Source organism: Pseudomonas sp. URMO17WK12:I12 (assembly GCF_000514395.1).
Classification (GTDB): domain Bacteria; phylum Pseudomonadota; class Gammaproteobacteria; order Pseudomonadales; family Pseudomonadaceae; genus Aquipseudomonas; species Aquipseudomonas mucoides.
In genome coordinates, this window is sequence record NZ_AZVV01000012.1 from 200,000 (window position 1) to 216,277 (window position 16,278).

The window sequence follows — 16,278 nt, forward strand, 5'->3', positions numbered from 1 at the left end:
GATTAGTGACCGTTTTGCTCTTCCAGAACAACCTTATACAAGGCTTCGTTGCTCTGAGCACTACGCAGTTTTTCCCGCACCTCCTTGCGATCGAGCATGCTGGCGATCTGGCGGAGCAGTTCAAGGTGCGCATCGGTAGCCGCTTGCGGGACCAGCAGTACGAACAACAGGTCAACCGGAGCGCCGTCGATGGCGTCGAAATCGATAGGGGCGTCGAGGTGCATCAAGGCGCTGATGGGCGACTTGCAATCCTTCAGGCGGCAGTGGGGGATGGCGATGCCGTTGCCAAAACCGGTCGAGCCGAGTTTTTCACGGGCAATCAAAGCCTCGAAGACATCTTGCATCTCCAGATCCGGCACTTCCCGGGCGATCAGGTTGGCAATTTGTTCGAGGGCTTTCTTTTTACTGCCGCCCGGCACGTTCACGAGGGAACGGCCGGGGGTCAGGATGTTTTCAAGTCGGATCATGGGTTGGGAGTGTTAACGACCGGTTGCACCCTGGAGGAGGCTCTGGGTCTTTTCCTTATGCTTTTTGAGTTGTTTATCCAGCTTGTCGGTCAGTGAGTCGATCGCCGCGTACATATCGGTATGCTCCGCGTTGGCGACCACTTCACTGCCGGGAATATGCAGGGTGGCTTCGATTTTCTGCTTCAGCTTCTCGACCGTCATCGTGACCTGCACGTTGGTGATCTTGTCGAAATGCCGCTCTAATCGTTCGAGTTTTTCGCCGATGTAGGTGCGCAGGGGTTCGGTCACTTCCAGTTGGTGTCCACTGATGTTGACTTGCATACAGCTTCTCCTTCGTTGCCAGTGCATAAAGCGGTAGATCAGATGATCTACCACTGGAACGCTGTGGCGTGGCTCTACATCAACCGCTTGCGTTCGCTCGAAGGCGCGATCCCTAAGGATTCGCGGTACTTGGCGACGGTGCGGCGAGCCACCTGAATGCCTTGTGCCTCCAGTAAACCAGCGATCTTGCTGTCACTCAACGGCTTTTTCTGATTTTCCGCGGCAACCAGTTTTTTGATGATCGCGCGGATCGCCGTGGACGAGCATTCGCCGCCTTCGGAGGTGCTGACGTGACTGGAGAAAAAGTATTTCAACTCATAAATACCCCGAGGGGTATGCATGAATTTTTGCGTGGTCACCCGTGAAATCGTCGATTCGTGCATGCCTACCGCTTCGGCGATGTCATGCAGGACCAGCGGCTTCATGGCTTCGTCGCCGTATTCGAGGAAGCCGCGCTGATGCTCGACGATCTGGGTGGCAACTTTCATCAGGGTTTCGTTGCGGCTTTGCAGGCTCTTGATGAACCAGCGGGCCTCTTGCAGCTGATTGCGCATGAAGGTGTTGTCGGCGCTGGTGTCGGCGCGACGGACAAACCCGGCGTACTGGGCGTTGACCCGCAGCCTTGGAACCGACTCCTGGTTCAGTTCCACCAGCCAGCGTTCGTTGTCCTTGCGCACGATCACGTCTGGAACGACGTACTCGGCTTCGCTGGATTCGATCTGCGAGCCGGGGCGCGGGTTGAGACTCTGGACCAGTTCGATGACCTGGCGCAGTTCATCTTCCTTGAGCTTCATGCGGCGCATCAGCTGGCTGTAGTCGCGACTGCCGAGCAAATCGATGTAGTCGCAGACCAGGCGCTTGGCTTCGGCCAGCCAAGGCGTCTTGGCGGGCAATTGGCGCAATTGCAGCAGCAGGCATTCGCCCAGGTTGCGAGCGCCGATGCCGGCCGGTTCGAATTGCTGGATGCGGTGCAGGACGGCTTCGATTTCGTCCAGTTCGATGTCCAGTTCCGGATCGAAGGCTTCGAGGATCTCCTCCAGGGTTTCATCCAGGTAGCCCTGATTGTTGATGCAGTCGATCAGGGTCACGGCGATCAGGCGATCGGTGTCGGACATCGGTGCCAGGTTCAGTTGCCAGAGCAGGTGGCTTTGCAGGCTCTCGCCAGCCGAAGTGCGAGTGGTGAAGTCCCATTCGTCGTCATCGTTGCTCGGCAGGCTGCTGGCGCTGGTCTGGTAGACGTCTTCCCAGGCCGTGTCGACGGGCAGTTCGTTGGGAATGCGCTCGTTCCAGTCACCTTCCTCGAGGTTGTCCACCGTCGGGGCGGTTTCCTGGTAGGAGGGTTCCGAAACATCGGCATTGGGTTGCTGTTCGGCTTTGTCGGCCAAGGGGTCGGCGTTGTCGAAGTCGTCGCCTTCTTCCTGGCGTTCGAGCATCGGATTGGACTCCAGGGCCTCCTGGATTTCCTGTTGCAGGTCCAGGGTCGACAATTGGAGCAGGCGGATGGCCTGTTGCAGCTGCGGTGTCATCGTCAGCTGCTGGCCCATTCTCAAGACTAGCGATGGTTTCATGGCTGGGGCTTAACACCTTATTCGCCGGCGCACATGCGCCATCCACTACAGGGCGCCGGAGCGCCAAACATAAGCAAATTATATGCCTGAAACTGAAGTGTTTGCCTAGAGCGCTGTAACAATAAAAACCTGTTGATTTTTATCGTCGTAAGCGCTCAGTCGACTAGCCAGACACCTCAACGCTTACAGGCGGAACTCATGGCCCAGATAAACTTCTTTAACCAGGTCGTTGGCCAGGATAGTGGCGGAGTCGCCTTCGGCAATCAGCTGGCCATCGTTGACGATGTAGGCCGTTTCGCAGATATCCAGGGTTTCACGGACGTTGTGGTCAGTGATCAGCACGCCAATGCCTTTGGCCTTGAGGTGGTAGATGATCTGCTTGATGTCGCCGACCGAAATCGGGTCCACGCCGGCGAAAGGTTCGTCGAGCAGGATGAATTTCGGATTGGTGGCCAGTGCGCGAGCGATTTCCACGCGGCGGCGTTCACCACCCGACAGGCTCATGCCGAGGTTGTCGCGGATGTGGCTGATGTGGAATTCCTGCAGCAGGCTTTCCAGCTCTTTGCGACGCCCGGCCTTGTCGAGTTCCTTGCGGGTCTCGAGGATCGCCATGATGTTGTCGGCCACCGAGAGTTTGCGGAAGATCGACGCTTCTTGCGGCAGATAGCCGATACCGGCCTTTGCACGACCGTGCATCGGCTGGTGGCTGACGTCCAGATCATCGATCAGCACACGGCCCTGATCGGCCTGCACCAGGCCGACAATCATGTAGAAGCAGGTGGTCTTGCCGGCGCCGTTGGGACCCAGCAGGCCGACGATTTGACCGCTGTCGATCGACAGGCTGACGTCGCGCACGACCTGGCGGCTCTTGTAGCTCTTGGCCAGATGCTGAGCTTTCAGAGTTGCCATTACTGGGCCTTCTGCTCGTCGGTTTTCTTCTTCGGCTGGATCACCATGTCGATGCGTGGACGCGCCTCGGTGACCTTGTTGCCTGTCGCACGGCCAGCGCTCGCAAGCTTCTTGACTGTGTCGTAGACGATTTTCTCGCCCTGGGTGGTGTTGTTGTCCTTGTCGACAACTTTTGCCTTGTCGATCAGCACGACGCGGTTTTGCGCGGCGTGGTACTGGATAGTCACACCCCAACCCTGGACAGGCTTGGTGTCGCCAGCGGTCTGCAGTTGCTCGAAGTAGGCGAGGTTGCCCACCGAAGTCACCACGTCGATGTCGCCAGCCGGCGTACGAGTGATGGTCACGGTGTTGCCCTTAACGATCATCGAGCCCTGGGTGATGATCACGTCACCTTTATAGGTGGCCACGCCATTCTTGTCGTCCAGTTGGGCATCGTCGGCCTGAATGCGGATTGGCTGCTCTTGATCGTTCGGCAGAGCCCAGGCGCTCACGCTTCCCAGTGCTGCGCCCAGACTGAGCAAAATAGGGAGGGTTTTAACGAGCCTCATACTGTCCTCTTACGTTAGATAGCAGGTGTATCCTGCTTTCTTTCAAGTACGCTTTCATTCCGTTGCCTGTCGATACACCGCCAGCGCCGTCGATTCTAACGGGTTGGTCGGTCTGCGCATATTGCTGCTGCGGGAACACAGTCATACGGGTGGTGGTAATCAGGGTCCTGCGGTTCTTTTCGTCGAAACGGGTAATGCGTACCGAGTCGATCAGCTCGACCTGGGTGCCGTCTGGATTGACTTCCCCATGTTCGCTCTGGACGTGCCAGGGAAACTGGGTGCCGCGGAACATGTTCAGGTCGGGGTTGGTCAGCAGCGTGACCTCGGACACTTTCAGGTGTTCGACCTTGTCGGACGTCATTTCGTACTGCAATTTGCCGTCCGGCAGGTACTGCACGCTATGGGCGTTGAGTGCGTAATAGTCGATCGCGCTTTCGTCGACAGGGGCAACTGTCTTGTCGAGAAAGCGTTCCGGGCTGATGTTCCAGTAGCCGACCGCAGCGAACAGCGCCGCGATGCAACTGAACAACAGGATGTTACGAAACTTTTTGCTTAGCATAATGGGCTCACAGGTACGCGGCGTTGGCCGCATCGAGGCGGCCCTGGGCGCGCAGGATCAATTCGCAGAATTCGCGAGCGGCACCCTCGCCACCACGGGCGACGGTAATGCCATGGGCGTTTTCACGCACGAAGCTGGCAGCGTTGGCTACCGCCATGCCGAGGCCGACGCGGCGAATCACCGGCAGGTCCGGCAGGTCGTCACCGAGATAGGCCACTTGTTCATAGCTTAGGTTGAGTTGGGCCAGAAGTTCGTCCAGTACCACCAGTTTGTCCTCGCGACCTTGATAAAGGTGCGGGATGCCGAGGTTTTTTGCTCGTCGTTCGACCACCGGGGTCTTGCGGCCGCTGATGATAGCCGTCTGTACGCCCGCCGCCATCAACATCTTGATGCCTTGACCGTCGAGGGTGTTGAACGTCTTGAACTCACTGCCGTCTTCGAGGAAGTACAGGCGTCCGTCAGTCAGCACGCCGTCGACGTCGAACACGGCAAGTTTGATCTGTTTGCCGCGTTGCAGCAGGTCCGAACTCATTACATTACTCCTGCGCGCAGCAAGTCGTGCATGTTCAAGGCGCCGACCGGACGGTCTTCGCTGTCGACCACGACCAGCGCGTTGATTTTGTGGTCTTCCATGATTTTCAGGGCCTCGGCGGCGAGCATTTCGGCGCGGGCGGTCTTGCCGTGTGCGGTCATGACCTGGTCAATGGTGGCGCTGTGGATGTCGATGCTGCGATCCAGTGTGCGGCGCAGATCACCGTCAGTGAAGATCCCTGCCAGCTTGCCGTCGGCTTCCAGAATGACGGTCATGCCCAGACCCTTGCGGGTCATTTCCATCAACGCGTCCTTGAGCAAGGTGCCGCGTTGAACCTGTGGCAGCTCTTGCCCGGCGTGCATGACGTTTTCCACTTTCAGCAGCAGACGCCGGCCCAGCGCACCACCGGGGTGGGAAAAGGCGAAGTCTTCAGCGGTAAAGCCGCGCGCTTCCAGCAACGCAACGGCCAGGGCGTCGCCCATGACCAACGCGGCAGTGGTAGAGGAGGTGGGTGCCAGGTTCAGCGGGCAGGCCTCGTGTTCGACGTGAACGTTGAGATTGACCTCGGCAGCCTTGGCCAGCGGTGATTCCGGGTTGCCGGTCACGCTGATCAACTGTATGCCCAGACGCTTGATCAGGGGCAACAGGGTGACGATTTCGTTGGTGGAACCGGAGTTCGACAGGGCCAGGATGATGTCGTCTCGCGTGATCATGCCCATGTCGCCGTGGCTGGCTTCGGCCGGGTGCACGAAAAAAGCCGTGGTGCCGGTGCTGGCCAGGGTGGCGGCGATCTTGTTGCCGATGTGCCCGGACTTACCCATGCCGACCACCACCACGCGGCCTTTGCTGGCCAGAATCATCTCGCAAGCGCGTACGAAATCAGCGTCGATGTGGGGCAGCAAGCCTTCTACGGCTTCCAGTTCGAGGCGGATGGTGCGTTGTGCTGATTGAATCAGGTCGCTGGATTGGCTCATGTCAGAAATCGTATAGCCTGATGAAAAGGCGGCGATTATAGCGGTAATGATCAAAACCCTCACGCTAGTTCGTCACGCTTTGTCATTCCCTGTAACCGAATCCCCTCTAAACAAGGCTTTTTGCCTGTCATGTTACTGAACATGGTCGGGCTTGGGCCTTGGGGGGCAGGCCTTTGCAGTGATATAGTTCGCCGCCAGTTCGGCCTGCCCGGGGAGGTATGTGCTTTCGTCAGAGAGCCAGGCGTCCGAGTGAGAGGCTGCATCGCAAGGAGTTTAGATGAGTGCCGATAACGCCTACGCGGTCGAGCTGAAGGGACTGACCTTCAAGCGCGGTACGCGCAGCATTTTCAATAACGTCGATATCCGTATCCCGCGCGGCAAGGTCACCGGCATCATGGGGCCTTCCGGGTGTGGCAAAACCACGCTGTTGCGATTGATGGGCGCACAATTGCGTCCCACCAAGGGCGAAGTCTGGGTCAACGGCCAGAACCTGCCCAAGTTGTCGCGCAGTGATCTGTTCGATGCGCGCAAACACATGGGGGTGCTGTTCCAGAGCGGCGCCCTGTTTACCGACCTCGATGTGTTCGAGAACGTCGCGTTTCCGCTGCGCGTTCATACCGAGCTGCCGGAAGAAATGATCCGCGACATCGTCCTGCTTAAATTGCAGGCCGTGGGCTTGCGTGGCGCCATCGACCTGATGCCTGACGAGTTGTCCGGTGGCATGAAGCGTCGTGTTGCGCTGGCCAGGGCGATTGCCCTCGATCCGCAGATCCTCATGTACGACGAGCCCTTTGTCGGCCAGGACCCCATTGCCATGGGCGTACTGGTGCGCCTGATCCGCCTGCTCAACGACGCGCTCGGTATCACCAGTATCGTGGTGTCCCACGATCTGGCCGAAACCGCGAGCATCGCCGACTACATCTATGTCGTCGGCGAAGGCCAGGTGTTGGGGCAGGGGACTCCCGCGGAACTGATGAACTCGCAGGAGCCACGGATCCGTCAATTCATGACCGGCGAACCCGACGGTCCGGTCGCATACCACTTTCCAGCGACGGATTACCGCGCAGATCTTCTGGGGAAGCGTTGATGCGCAAGATTTCATTAATAGAGCGCGTGCGCCGGTTTGGCCATGCCGCCATCGACGCGCTGGCGGTGTTCGGCCGCTCGACGATTTTCCTGTTCCATGCCTTGCTCGGTCGCGGTGGCATCGGCGGCGGCTTTGGCCTGCTGATCAAGCAGCTCCATTCTGTCGGCGTGATGTCCCTGGTGATCATTGTCGTCTCCGGCGTGTTCATCGGGATGGTGCTGGCGCTGCAAGGCTTCAACATCCTGTCCAGCTACGGCTCGGAGCAGGCGGTCGGGCAGATGGTTGCGCTGACGCTATTGCGTGAATTGGGACCTGTGGTGACGGCGTTGCTGTTTGCCGGGCGTGCCGGTTCGGCGCTGACGGCGGAAATCGGCAACATGAAATCCACCGAACAGCTCTCCAGTCTGGAAATGATTGGTGTCGACCCGCTCAAATACATCGTCGCCCCGCGCTTGTGGGCCGGCTTCATTTCCCTGCCGGTGCTGGCAATGATTTTCAGCGTGGTGGGTATCTGGGGTGGTTCGTGGGTGGCCGTCGACTGGCTCGGTGTGTATGAAGGTTCGTACTGGTCGAACATGCAAAACAGCGTGACGTTCACTGATGACGTGCTCAATGGCATCATCAAAAGCATCGTCTTCGCGTTCGTCGTGACCTGGATCGCCGTATTCCAAGGCTATGACTGTGAGCCCACTTCCGAGGGGATCAGTCGTGCCACTACCAAGACCGTGGTGTATGCCTCTTTGGCTGTACTCGGCCTGGACTTTATTTTGACCGCCTTGATGTTTGGAGATTTCTGATGCAAAACCGCACCCTGGAAATCGGTGTCGGCCTTTTCTTGCTGGCTGGCATCCTGGCTTTATTGCTGCTGGCGTTGCGGGTGAGTGGTCTGTCCCCGAGCCCGAGCACCGACACGTATAAACTTTATGCGTACTTCGACAATATCGCCGGTTTGACGGTCAGAGCTAAAGTGACCATGGCCGGCGTCACCATCGGCAAGGTCACCGCAATCGATCTGGACCGCGACAGCTTCACCGGTCGGGTGACCATGCAACTGGAAAAGCGCGTAGATAACCTGCCGACCGACTCCACTGCATCTATCCTGACCGCTGGCCTGTTGGGCGAGAAATACATCGGTATCAGCGTGGGCGGCGAAGAAGCCTTGCTCAAGGATGGTGGGACCATCCACGACACCCAGTCGTCGCTGGTGCTTGAGGACCTGATCGGTAAATTCCTGCTCAATACCGTTAGCAAAGACGCCAAATGAGGAGCTTTTGAATGATCTCTACCTTGCGACGTGGCCTGTTGGTAGTACTCACGGCGCTGCCGTTGATGGCTAACGCCGTGGCGGCGCCTACCGCGCACGATCTGGTACAGGACACCACCAACCGGATGCTGGCCGATCTGTCGGCCAACAAAGAGAAGTACAAGCAGGATCCACAGGACTTCTATACGGCGCTGAACACCATCGTCGGACCTGTGGTGGATGCCGAAGGCATCTCCAAGAGCATCATGACGGTCAAGTACTCACGCAAAGCCACGCCGGCACAGATGAAAACCTTCGAAGAAAACTTCAAGAAGGGTCTGTTCCAGTTTTATGGCAATGCGCTGCTCGAGTACAACAATCAGGGCATCACCGTTGACCCGGCCAAAGATGAATCGGGCGATCGCACCAGCGTCGGCATGACCGTCAAAGGCAGTAACGGCGCGATCTATCCGGTGTCTTACACACTGGAAAAGATCAATGGCGAGTGGAAACTGCGCAACGTCATCATCAACGGTATCAACATCGGCAAGCTGTTCCGTGACCAGTTCGCGGATGCGATGCAGCGCAATGGCAACGACCTGGACAAGACCATTAACGGTTGGGCCGGGGAAGTCGCCAAAGCCAAGGCATCGACTGAGAAGCCAGCCCAATGAGTGTGTCGGCCATTCGCATGAGCGAGTCCGGCGAACTTCGGCTTAGCGGCATGCTGGACTACCTCACGGCCCCTGGCTTGCGCAAGCAGGGGCAGGCGTTGATTAAATCGAGCGCGGCTACCGAACTGGTGGTCGACTGCTCGGCAGTGTTGAAGTCCAGCAGCGTCGGATTGTCGCTGCTGCTGTGCTTCATGCGTGATGCAGAGGCGGCCGGCAAGGCGCTGAGCATCCGTGGGATGCCCGAAGACATGCGTGAAATCGCTCAGGTCAGCGAATTGACCGAGCTGTTGGCGCACCCCTGACCGCATCTATAAGGAAGCCCCCCGTCAGAGTCCTGCTTAGCGGGGTTCGCAGGCGCGGGGCTTTTTTGTATGATGTCCGACCCGTGCGCACAGGGCGCCGATTGAGGTTGAGCATGCAGGCCGTAGAAGTGAAGAGCTTCCTTGAAGGAAAGCTGCCCGGAACGTTGGTAGAAGTTGAGGGCGAAGGCTGCAATTTCCAGCTGAACGTGATTAGCGATGAACTGGCGGCGTTGAGCCCGGTGAAGCGTCAGCAGCAGATCTATGCCCATTTGAACCCATGGATCACCGATGGCAGCATCCATGCGGTCACTATGAAATTTTTCAGCAGCGCGGCCTGGGCCGAGCGCACCTGAGCCCAAGGGCGTCGAGATTCTTATGGATAAATTGATTATTACCGGTGGCGTTCGTCTTGATGGCGAAATCCGCATCTCCGGGGCAAAGAACTCTGCCCTGCCGATCCTGGCTGCCACCCTGCTGTGTGATGGCCCGGTAACCGTGGCCAACCTGCCGCACCTGCACGACATCACCACGATGATCGAGCTGTTCGGTCGCATGGGCATCGAGCCGGTGATCGACGAGAAGCTCAGCGTCGAAATCGACCCGCGCACCATCAAGACCCTGATCGCACCGTACGAACTGGTTAAAACCATGCGTGCGTCGATCCTGGTGCTGGGCCCGATGGTTGCCCGTTTCGGTGAAGCCGAAGTCGCACTGCCTGGCGGTTGCGCCATCGGTTCGCGTCCGGTTGACCTGCACATCCGTGGCCTTGAAGCCATGGGTGCGGTCATCGACGTCGAAGGCGGCTACATCAAGGCCAAGGCGCCTGAAGGTGGCCTGCGTGGCGCGCACTTCTTCTTCGACACCGTCAGCGTGACCGGCACCGAAAACATCATGATGGCGGCCGCTCTGGCCAAGGGCCGCAGCGTGTTGCAGAACGCCGCTCGTGAGCCTGAAGTCATCGACCTGGCGAACTTCCTGATCGCCATGGGTGCCAAGATCACTGGCGCCGGCACCGACACCATCACCATTGATGGCGTTGAGCGTCTGCACCCGACCACGTACAAAGTGATGCCTGACCGCATCGAAACCGGCACCTACCTGGTGGCGGCTGCCGTGACCGGCGGTCGTGTGAAGGTCAAGGACACTGATCCGACTATCCTCGAAGCCGTTCTGGAAAAACTCCGCGAGTCGGGTGCCGAAATCACCTGCGGCGAAGACTGGATTGAGCTGAACATGCACGGCAAGCGGCCAAAAGCCGTCAACGTGCGGACCGCTCCTTACCCGGCGTTCCCTACCGACATGCAAGCGCAGTTCATCTCCCTCAACGCCATTGCCGAAGGCACGGGCGCTGTGATCGAGACGATCTTCGAAAACCGCTTCATGCACGTTTACGAACTGCACCGCATGGGCGCCAAGATCCAGGTCGAAGGCAACACTGCCATCGTTACCGGCACCGAGACGCTCAAAGGCGCGCCTGTCATGGCCACCGACCTGCGTGCTTCGGCCAGCCTGGTGATCTCGGCGTTGATCGCCGAAGGCGACACGCTGATCGACCGCATCTACCACATCGACCGTGGTTACGAGTGCATCGAAGAGAAACTGCAGATGCTCGGCGCCAAGATCCGCCGCGTACCGGGCTAGTAGTTGCTGCATGGGCATAAGGACATGCCCGTTGAATTGTTGAAGTCGAGCCGGTTTCCGGCTCGATGTGTGTCCGGCGCCATTTGCGACCGGGCATGAGTACCTTGATAAGGACTGACGTTTCCCATGTTGACCATCGCACTGTCCAAGGGCCGCATCCTTGACGACACCCTGCCGCTTCTGGCTGAAGCGGGCATCGTGCCGACCGAGAATCCGGACAAGAGCCGCAAGCTGATCATTCCCACGACCCAGCCTGACGTACGTCTGCTGATCGTGCGCGCCACCGACGTGCCGACCTATGTCGAGCATGGTGCCGCGGACCTCGGCGTCGCCGGTAAAGATGTGCTGATGGAATATGGCGGCCAGGGCCTGTACGAGCCTCTGGACCTGCGCATTGCCCTGTGCAAGCTGATGACCGCCGGCCGTGTCGGCGATGTCGAGCCCAAAGGCCGTCTGCGGGTTGCCACCAAGTTCGTCAACGTTGCCAAGCGCTACTACGCCGAGCAGGGTCGTCAGGTTGACATCATCAAGCTGTACGGCTCGATGGAACTGGCGCCGCTGATTGGTCTGGCCGACAAGATCATCGACGTGGTCGACACCGGCAACACCCTGCGGGCCAATGGCCTGGAGCCTCAGGATTTCATTGCCGACATCAGCTCCCGGCTGATCGTCAACAAAGCATCGATGAAAATGCAGCACGCCCGTATCCAGGCGTTGATCGACACCCTGCGCAAGGCAGTGGAGTCTCGACACCGCGGCTGATTCACCTGCGCGACGTTAAGTCGCGCCCGTCTATCCGCCTCATAGCCAGAATTCTCAGGTGCCCAAGCGGATCGATGGTAGCTTCGGGCACCTGAGTTTTTGCCATTCCTATGAGGCTCTCGCTATGACCGCACCGACTGCAATTCGCCGACTCAACGCTGCTGACCCGGATTTCGCACATCATCTGGATCATCTGCTGAGCTGGGAAAGTGTGTCTGACGACTCGGTCAATCAGCGGGTGCTGGACATCATCAAAGCCGTGCGCGAGCGTGGCGATGCGGCGCTGGTGGAATTCACCCAGAAGTTCGATGGCCTCGAAGTCGCCTCGATGGCCGACCTGATCCTGCCGCGTGAGCGCCTGGAACTGGCCCTGACCCGGATCACCGTGCCGCAGCGTGAAGCACTGGAAAAAGCCGCGGCCCGCGTGCGCAGCTACCACGAAAAACAGAAACAGGATTCCTGGAGCTACACCGAAGCCGACGGCACGGTGTTGGGCCAGAAGGTCACGCCGCTGGATCGCGCCGGTCTGTATGTGCCGGGCGGCAAAGCGTCGTATCCGTCTTCGGTGCTGATGAACGCGATCCCGGCCAAAGTGGCGGGCGTGACCGAAGTGGTCATGGTGGTGCCGACCCCGCGCGGTGAAATCAACGAGCTGGTACTGGCTGCGGCCTGCATTGCCGGCGTCGACCGCGTGTTCACCATCGGCGGCGCCCAAGCGGTTGCCGCGCTGGCTTACGGCACCGAAAGCGTGCCGAAGGTCGATAAAGTGGTGGGCCCGGGCAACATCTATGTCGCCACCGCCAAGCGTCATGTGTTTGGTCAGGTCGGTATCGACATGATCGCCGGTCCGTCCGAGATTCTCGTGGTGTGCGACGGCCAGACCGATCCGGACTGGATCGCCATGGACCTGTTCTCCCAGGCCGAGCACGATGAAGACGCCCAGGCGATTCTGGTCAGCCCGGACGCCGAATTCCTCGACAAGGTCGCCGCGAGCATCGCCAAGCTGCTGCCAACCATGGAACGCGCCGAGATCATCGAAACCTCGATCAATGGCCGGGGCGCGTTGATCAAGGTCCGCGACATGGAACAAGCCATCGAAGTGGCCAACCGCATCGCACCGGAACACCTTGAGTTGTCGGTCGCTGATCCGCAGGCGTGGTTGCCGCAGATCCGTCACGCGGGCGCGATCTTCATGGGCCGTCACACCTCCGAAGCCTTGGGCGACTACTGCGCCGGTCCGAACCACGTGTTGCCGACGTCTGGCACCGCGCGTTTTTCTTCGCCGCTGGGTGTGTACGACTTCCAGAAACGCTCCTCGATCATCTTCTGTTCCGAGCAGGGTGCGTCCGAGTTGGGCAAGACCGCTTCCGTACTGGCCCGTGGCGAGTCGCTGACGGCCCACGCCCGTAGTGCCGAATACCGCATCATTGACGACAAGCAGGGGAACTGAAGATGAGTAAATTCTGGAGCCCCTTCGTCAAGAGCCTGGTGCCTTACGTGCCGGGCGAGCAGCCAAAATTGACGAAACTGGTGAAGCTCAACACCAACGAAAACCCGTACGGTCCATCGCCTAAAGCCCTGGCGGCGATGCAGACCGAACTGAACGACAATCTGCGTTTGTACCCGGACCCGAACAGCGACCTGCTCAAGCAGGCTGTTGCCAGGTACTACGGCGTGCAAGGCAATCAGGTGTTCCTCGGCAACGGTTCCGATGAAGTCCTGGCGCACATCTTCCACGGTCTGCTGCAACACGATCAGCCGCTGCTGTTCCCGGACATCAGCTACAGCTTCTATCCGGTTTACTGCGGGTTGTATGGCATCAGGTTCGACGCGGTGCCGCTGGACGAGCAGTTCCAGATCAACCCGGCCGACTACGCCAAGCCAAACGGCGGGATCATCTTCCCGAACCCGAATGCACCGACCGGTTGCCTGCTGGCGCTGGACGCCGTTGAGCAGATCCTCAAGGCCAGCCCGGATTCAGTGGTCGTGGTAGATGAGGCCTACATCGACTTTGGCGGAGAGACGGCGATCACGTTGGTGGACCGTTATCCGAACCTGCTGGTGACTCAGACCCTGTCCAAATCCCGTTCACTGGCCGGCCTGCGGGTTGGCCTGGCGGTGGGGCATCCGGACTTGATCGAGGCGCTGGAGCGGATCAAGAACAGCTTCAACTCTTATCCGCTGGATCGCCTGGCGATTGTCGGGGCTGCGGCGGCGTTTGAGGATCGTGAGTACTTCGACAAGACCTGTCAGCTGGTGATCGAGAGTCGCGACAAGGTCGTCGGGCAACTTGAGGCGAAGGGTTTTGAGGTGTTGCCGTCGGCAGCCAACTTCATTTTTGCCCGTCATCCGAAGCACGATGCGGCAGGGCTGGCGGCGAAGTTGCGAGAGCAGGGCGTGATCGTTCGGCACTTCAAGCAGGAGCGGATTGCCCAGTTCCTGCGGATCTCCATCGGCACACCGGAGCAGAACCAGGCGCTGATCGACGGCCTCGGCGACCTCTAAACCACCACCACCCCTGTTGGAGCGTGGCTTGCCCGCGATGAACGATAACGCGGTGTACCTGATACACCGCGGTGTTGCCATCGCGGGCAAGCCACGCTCCCACAAGGGATCTGGAGGGCTGTTACTCTTCTTCTTTCTCTTTGACCGGTGCCGGTGGTGGGCGCAGGCCGATCTCGGCAGTGAGCTTCAGCTCCTTGCCATTGCGCATTACTTGAACCGTCACCTTGTCCGTCGGCTTGATCCGCGCGACCTGGTTCATCGAACGGCGACCATCGCCGGCCGGTTCGCCGTCGATGCTGAGAATCACATCACCCAATTGCAGGCCGGCTTTCTGCGCCGGACCGTCACGGAAGATCCCCGCGACTACAATCCCCGGACGTCCCGACAGACCGAACGACTCCGCCAGTTCCTGGCTCAACGGCTGCACTTCAATGCCCAGCCAGCCGCGAATCACCTGGCCGTGTTCGATGATCGACTTCATCACTTCCATCGCCAGTTTGACCGGGATCGCAAACCCGATGCCTTGCGAGCCGCCAGATTTGGAGAAAATCGCCGTGTTGATGCCGGTCAGGTTGCCATTGGCGTCCACCAACGCACCGCCGGAGTTGCCGGGATTGATCGCAGCGTCGGTCTGGATGAAATCTTCGTAGTTGTTCAGGCCCAGCTGATTGCGCCCGGTGGCGCTGATGATGCCCATGGTCACGGTCTGGCCGACACCGAACGGGTTGCCGATGGCCAGCGCCACGTCGCCGATGCGGATGTTGTCGGAACGGCCGATGGTGATTGCCGGCAGGGTCTTCAGGTCGATCTTCAATACCGCGAGATCGGTTTCCGGGTCACTGCCGATCACGCGAGCCAGGGTCTCACGGCCATCCTTGAGCGCCACGACAATCTGGTCGGCCCCGGTGGTTACGTGGTTGTTGGTCAGGATGTAACCTTCCGGGCTCATGATCACGCCAGAACCCAGGCTCGACTCCATACGCTTCTGTTTGGGCGAATTGTCCCCGAAGAAGCGGCGAAACTGCGGGTCTTCGAACAGTGGGTGATTCGGTTTGTTGATGACCTTGGTGGTGTACAGGTTGACCACCGCAGGTGCAGCAATGACCACGGCGTCGGCATAGGACACCGGCCCCTGTTGCACACTGGTGGTTTGCGGTGCTTGCTGCAAGTTCACGTCGAGGCTCGGAAGCCCGACCCACTGCGGGTAACGCTGAATTATCAAAAGAGCGATAAGCACGCCGGCCAACAGCGGCCAGCCGGAAAAACGCAGCGCCTTGAGCATTAAGCACTTCCTGAAAGGTTGCAGGCGGTATGAGACCGCCCATAATGTCGCGCATTATACGAGGCCAAGCGCGCCTCTGAACGGGATATTTAGGAGTCTTTTATGGCCGTCGCCCTGAGCACCCTGGTCGAAGAAGCCGACCGTTACCTCTCCAGCGCCAAAATTGCCGATTATTGCCCCAACGGCTTGCAGGTCGAGGGCCGGCCGCAAGTGATGCGCATTGTCAGTGGCGTCACAGCCAGCCAGGCACTGCTGGACGCGGCGGTCGAAGCCGAGGCTGATCTGGTGCTGGTGCATCACGGTTATTTCTGGAAAGGCGAGAACCCGTGCATCACCGGCATGAAACAGCGTCGATTGAAGACCTTGCTCAAGCACGACATCAGCCTGCTTTCTTATCACTTGCCGCTGGATCTGCACCCGGAAGTCGGCAACAACGTGCAACTGGCACGTCAGCTCGACATCACCGTCGAAGGTCCGCTGGATCCGGACAATCTTAAAGTTGTTGGCCTGGTCGGTTCGTTGAGCGAACCGATGACGCCGCGTGATTTCGCCCGTCGCGTGCAGGAAGTCATGGGCCGCGAGCCGCTGCTGATCGAAGGCAGCGAGATGATCCGCCGGGTCGGTTGGTGCACGGGCGGCGGTCAGGGTTACATCGATCAGGCAGTGTTGGCCGGTGTCGATCTTTACCTCAGTGGCGAAGCCTCCGAGCAGACCTTTCACAGCGCGCGGGAAAACGACATCAGCTTCATCGCCGCCGGCCATCACGCCACCGAGCGTTATGGTGTCCAGGCACTGGGTGATTATCTGGCGCGCCGGTTTGCCCTCGAACATATCTTCATTGATTGCCCCAATCCTATTTGAGGGTTTGTGCAAATTCTGTGAACAGCACCCTTCAAGAATGTGG

Annotated in this window: 20 protein-coding genes; 11 read left to right on the top strand and 9 right to left on the bottom strand. The window is 59.2% G+C overall.

Going from position 1 to position 16,278, the window contains the following annotated elements:
- Positions 1-2: 2 nt before the first annotated feature.
- From ptsN to D882_RS0118160, 8 genes are all read right to left on the bottom strand, one after another.
- Positions 3-467 carry a PTS IIA-like nitrogen regulatory protein PtsN gene (ptsN, locus tag D882_RS0118125; RefSeq protein WP_027924529.1) on the bottom strand — a complete coding sequence of 155 codons (465 nt, stop codon included), beginning with the start codon at positions 465-467 and terminating at the stop codon, positions 3-5.
- A 12-nt stretch (positions 468-479) separates the two neighbouring features.
- The gene (gene hpf, locus D882_RS0118130; protein WP_027924530.1) at positions 480-788 is read right to left on the bottom strand and encodes a ribosome hibernation-promoting factor, HPF/YfiA family; all 309 of its coding nucleotides are present in this window, start codon (positions 786-788) and stop codon (positions 480-482) included.
- 74 nt (positions 789-862) lie between these two features.
- Positions 863-2,356: an RNA polymerase factor sigma-54 gene (locus tag D882_RS0118135; protein ID WP_027924531.1), complete on the bottom strand. Its 1,494-nt coding sequence runs from the start codon at positions 2,354-2,356 to the stop codon at positions 863-865.
- Positions 2,357-2,539: 183 nt separating this feature from the next.
- Entirely contained in the window at positions 2,540-3,265 is a 726-nt protein-coding gene (gene lptB / locus D882_RS0118140; protein WP_027924532.1) for an LPS export ABC transporter ATP-binding protein, read from the bottom strand.
- Positions 3,265-3,813 carry a lipopolysaccharide transport periplasmic protein LptA gene (gene lptA, locus D882_RS0118145; protein ID WP_027924533.1) on the bottom strand — a complete coding sequence of 183 codons (549 nt, stop codon included), beginning with the start codon at positions 3,811-3,813 and terminating at the stop codon, positions 3,265-3,267. Before lptA ends, lptB begins: the two co-directional genes overlap by 1 nt.
- Positions 3,800-4,372, bottom strand: a complete 573-nt coding sequence (lptC, locus tag D882_RS0118150) for an LPS export ABC transporter periplasmic protein LptC (protein ID WP_027924534.1) — start codon at positions 4,370-4,372, stop codon at positions 3,800-3,802. Before lptC ends, lptA begins: the two co-directional genes overlap by 14 nt.
- A gap of 7 nt (positions 4,373-4,379) precedes the next feature.
- On the bottom strand, positions 4,380-4,904 hold the full coding sequence (locus tag D882_RS0118155; RefSeq protein WP_027924535.1) for an HAD family hydrolase: 525 nt from the start codon (positions 4,902-4,904) through the stop codon (positions 4,380-4,382).
- Positions 4,904-5,878 carry a KpsF/GutQ family sugar-phosphate isomerase gene (locus tag D882_RS0118160; RefSeq protein WP_027924536.1) on the bottom strand — a complete coding sequence of 325 codons (975 nt, stop codon included), beginning with the start codon at positions 5,876-5,878 and terminating at the stop codon, positions 4,904-4,906. The genes D882_RS0118155 and D882_RS0118160 overlap by 1 nt, the downstream gene beginning before the upstream one ends.
- A gap of 277 nt (positions 5,879-6,155) precedes the next feature.
- Between D882_RS0118160 and D882_RS0118165 the strand changes: the two genes are divergently transcribed.
- The 10 genes from D882_RS0118165 (at position 6,156) to hisC (ending at position 14,092) form a co-directional block, all read left to right on the top strand.
- Positions 6,156-6,965 (top strand): ATP-binding cassette domain-containing protein, encoded by an 810-nt coding sequence (locus D882_RS0118165; protein ID WP_027924537.1) that lies wholly within the window; start codon positions 6,156-6,158, stop codon positions 6,963-6,965.
- Positions 6,965-7,762, top strand: coding sequence for a lipid asymmetry maintenance ABC transporter permease subunit MlaE (mlaE, locus tag D882_RS0118170; protein WP_027924538.1), 798 nt, complete (start codon positions 6,965-6,967; stop codon positions 7,760-7,762). Before D882_RS0118165 ends, mlaE begins: the two co-directional genes overlap by 1 nt.
- Positions 7,762-8,229 (top strand): outer membrane lipid asymmetry maintenance protein MlaD, encoded by a 468-nt coding sequence (mlaD, locus tag D882_RS0118175; protein ID WP_027924539.1) that lies wholly within the window; start codon positions 7,762-7,764, stop codon positions 8,227-8,229. The genes mlaE and mlaD overlap by 1 nt, the downstream gene beginning before the upstream one ends.
- 11 nt (positions 8,230-8,240) lie before the next feature.
- Positions 8,241-8,882 (top strand): phospholipid-binding protein MlaC, encoded by a 642-nt coding sequence (locus D882_RS0118180; RefSeq protein WP_027924540.1) that lies wholly within the window; start codon positions 8,241-8,243, stop codon positions 8,880-8,882.
- Positions 8,879-9,184, top strand: coding sequence for a lipid asymmetry maintenance protein MlaB (locus D882_RS0118185; protein ID WP_027924541.1), 306 nt, complete (start codon positions 8,879-8,881; stop codon positions 9,182-9,184). The genes D882_RS0118180 and D882_RS0118185 overlap by 4 nt, the downstream gene beginning before the upstream one ends.
- Positions 9,185-9,297: 113 nt before the next feature.
- Positions 9,298-9,537 carry a BolA family protein gene (locus tag D882_RS0118190; protein ID WP_007912386.1) on the top strand — a complete coding sequence of 80 codons (240 nt, stop codon included), beginning with the start codon at positions 9,298-9,300 and terminating at the stop codon, positions 9,535-9,537.
- A 22-nt stretch (positions 9,538-9,559) separates the two neighbouring features.
- A complete protein-coding gene (gene murA / locus D882_RS0118195; protein ID WP_027924542.1) occupies positions 9,560-10,825 on the top strand; it encodes a UDP-N-acetylglucosamine 1-carboxyvinyltransferase in 1,266 nt (421 codons plus the stop codon).
- A gap of 126 nt (positions 10,826-10,951) precedes the next feature.
- A complete protein-coding gene (gene hisG / locus D882_RS0118200; RefSeq protein ID WP_007942738.1) occupies positions 10,952-11,587 on the top strand; it encodes an ATP phosphoribosyltransferase in 636 nt (211 codons plus the stop codon).
- 124 nt (positions 11,588-11,711) lie between these two features.
- Positions 11,712-13,037, top strand: a complete 1,326-nt coding sequence (gene hisD, locus D882_RS0118205) for a histidinol dehydrogenase (RefSeq protein WP_027924543.1) — start codon at positions 11,712-11,714, stop codon at positions 13,035-13,037.
- 2 nt (positions 13,038-13,039) lie between these two features.
- Complete coding sequence (gene hisC, locus D882_RS0118210; protein WP_027924544.1) at positions 13,040-14,092, top strand: histidinol-phosphate transaminase; 1,053 nt, start codon at positions 13,040-13,042, stop codon at positions 14,090-14,092.
- Positions 14,093-14,213: 121 nt separating this feature from the next.
- On the opposite strand, the gene algW is transcribed toward hisC, so the two are convergent.
- Positions 14,214-15,374 (bottom strand): Do family serine endopeptidase AlgW, encoded by a 1,161-nt coding sequence (algW, locus tag D882_RS0118215; RefSeq protein WP_027924545.1) that lies wholly within the window; start codon positions 15,372-15,374, stop codon positions 14,214-14,216.
- 102 nt (positions 15,375-15,476) lie between these two features.
- Here algW and D882_RS0118220 point away from each other — a divergent pair, with 102 nt between their 5' ends.
- Positions 15,477-16,235 (top strand): Nif3-like dinuclear metal center hexameric protein, encoded by a 759-nt coding sequence (locus D882_RS0118220; protein ID WP_027924546.1) that lies wholly within the window; start codon positions 15,477-15,479, stop codon positions 16,233-16,235.
- Positions 16,236-16,278 lie beyond the last annotated feature (43 nt).

What these genes read in the sequence shown, in the direction of transcription:
- ptsN (WP_027924529.1), bottom strand. Translation starts at nt 467, where the DNA reads ATGATCCGACTTGAAAACATCCTGACCCCCGGCCGTTCCCTCGTGAAC.
- hpf (WP_027924530.1), bottom strand. Translation starts at nt 788, where the DNA reads ATGCAAGTCAACATCAGTGGACACCAACTGGAAGTGACCGAACCCCTG.
- D882_RS0118135 (WP_027924531.1), bottom strand. Translation starts at nt 2,356, where the DNA reads ATGAAACCATCGCTAGTCTTGAGAATGGGCCAGCAGCTGACGATGACA.
- lptB (WP_027924532.1), bottom strand. Translation starts at nt 3,265, where the DNA reads ATGGCAACTCTGAAAGCTCAGCATCTGGCCAAGAGCTACAAGAGCCGC.
- lptA (WP_027924533.1), bottom strand. Translation starts at nt 3,813, where the DNA reads ATGAGGCTCGTTAAAACCCTCCCTATTTTGCTCAGTCTGGGCGCAGCA.
- lptC (WP_027924534.1), bottom strand. Translation starts at nt 4,372, where the DNA reads ATGCTAAGCAAAAAGTTTCGTAACATCCTGTTGTTCAGTTGCATCGCG.
- D882_RS0118155 (WP_027924535.1), bottom strand. Translation starts at nt 4,904, where the DNA reads ATGAGTTCGGACCTGCTGCAACGCGGCAAACAGATCAAACTTGCCGTG.
- D882_RS0118160 (WP_027924536.1), bottom strand. Translation starts at nt 5,878, where the DNA reads ATGAGCCAATCCAGCGACCTGATTCAATCAGCACAACGCACCATCCGC.
- D882_RS0118165 (WP_027924537.1), top strand. Translation starts at nt 6,156, where the DNA reads ATGAGTGCCGATAACGCCTACGCGGTCGAGCTGAAGGGACTGACCTTC.
- mlaE (WP_027924538.1), top strand. Translation starts at nt 6,965, where the DNA reads ATGCGCAAGATTTCATTAATAGAGCGCGTGCGCCGGTTTGGCCATGCC.
- mlaD (WP_027924539.1), top strand. Translation starts at nt 7,762, where the DNA reads ATGCAAAACCGCACCCTGGAAATCGGTGTCGGCCTTTTCTTGCTGGCT.
- D882_RS0118180 (WP_027924540.1), top strand. Translation starts at nt 8,241, where the DNA reads ATGATCTCTACCTTGCGACGTGGCCTGTTGGTAGTACTCACGGCGCTG.
- D882_RS0118185 (WP_027924541.1), top strand. Translation starts at nt 8,879, where the DNA reads ATGAGTGTGTCGGCCATTCGCATGAGCGAGTCCGGCGAACTTCGGCTT.
- D882_RS0118190 (WP_007912386.1), top strand. Translation starts at nt 9,298, where the DNA reads ATGCAGGCCGTAGAAGTGAAGAGCTTCCTTGAAGGAAAGCTGCCCGGA.
- murA (WP_027924542.1), top strand. Translation starts at nt 9,560, where the DNA reads ATGGATAAATTGATTATTACCGGTGGCGTTCGTCTTGATGGCGAAATC.
- hisG (WP_007942738.1), top strand. Translation starts at nt 10,952, where the DNA reads ATGTTGACCATCGCACTGTCCAAGGGCCGCATCCTTGACGACACCCTG.
- hisD (WP_027924543.1), top strand. Translation starts at nt 11,712, where the DNA reads ATGACCGCACCGACTGCAATTCGCCGACTCAACGCTGCTGACCCGGAT.
- hisC (WP_027924544.1), top strand. Translation starts at nt 13,040, where the DNA reads ATGAGTAAATTCTGGAGCCCCTTCGTCAAGAGCCTGGTGCCTTACGTG.
- algW (WP_027924545.1), bottom strand. Translation starts at nt 15,374, where the DNA reads ATGCTCAAGGCGCTGCGTTTTTCCGGCTGGCCGCTGTTGGCCGGCGTG.
- D882_RS0118220 (WP_027924546.1), top strand. Translation starts at nt 15,477, where the DNA reads ATGGCCGTCGCCCTGAGCACCCTGGTCGAAGAAGCCGACCGTTACCTC.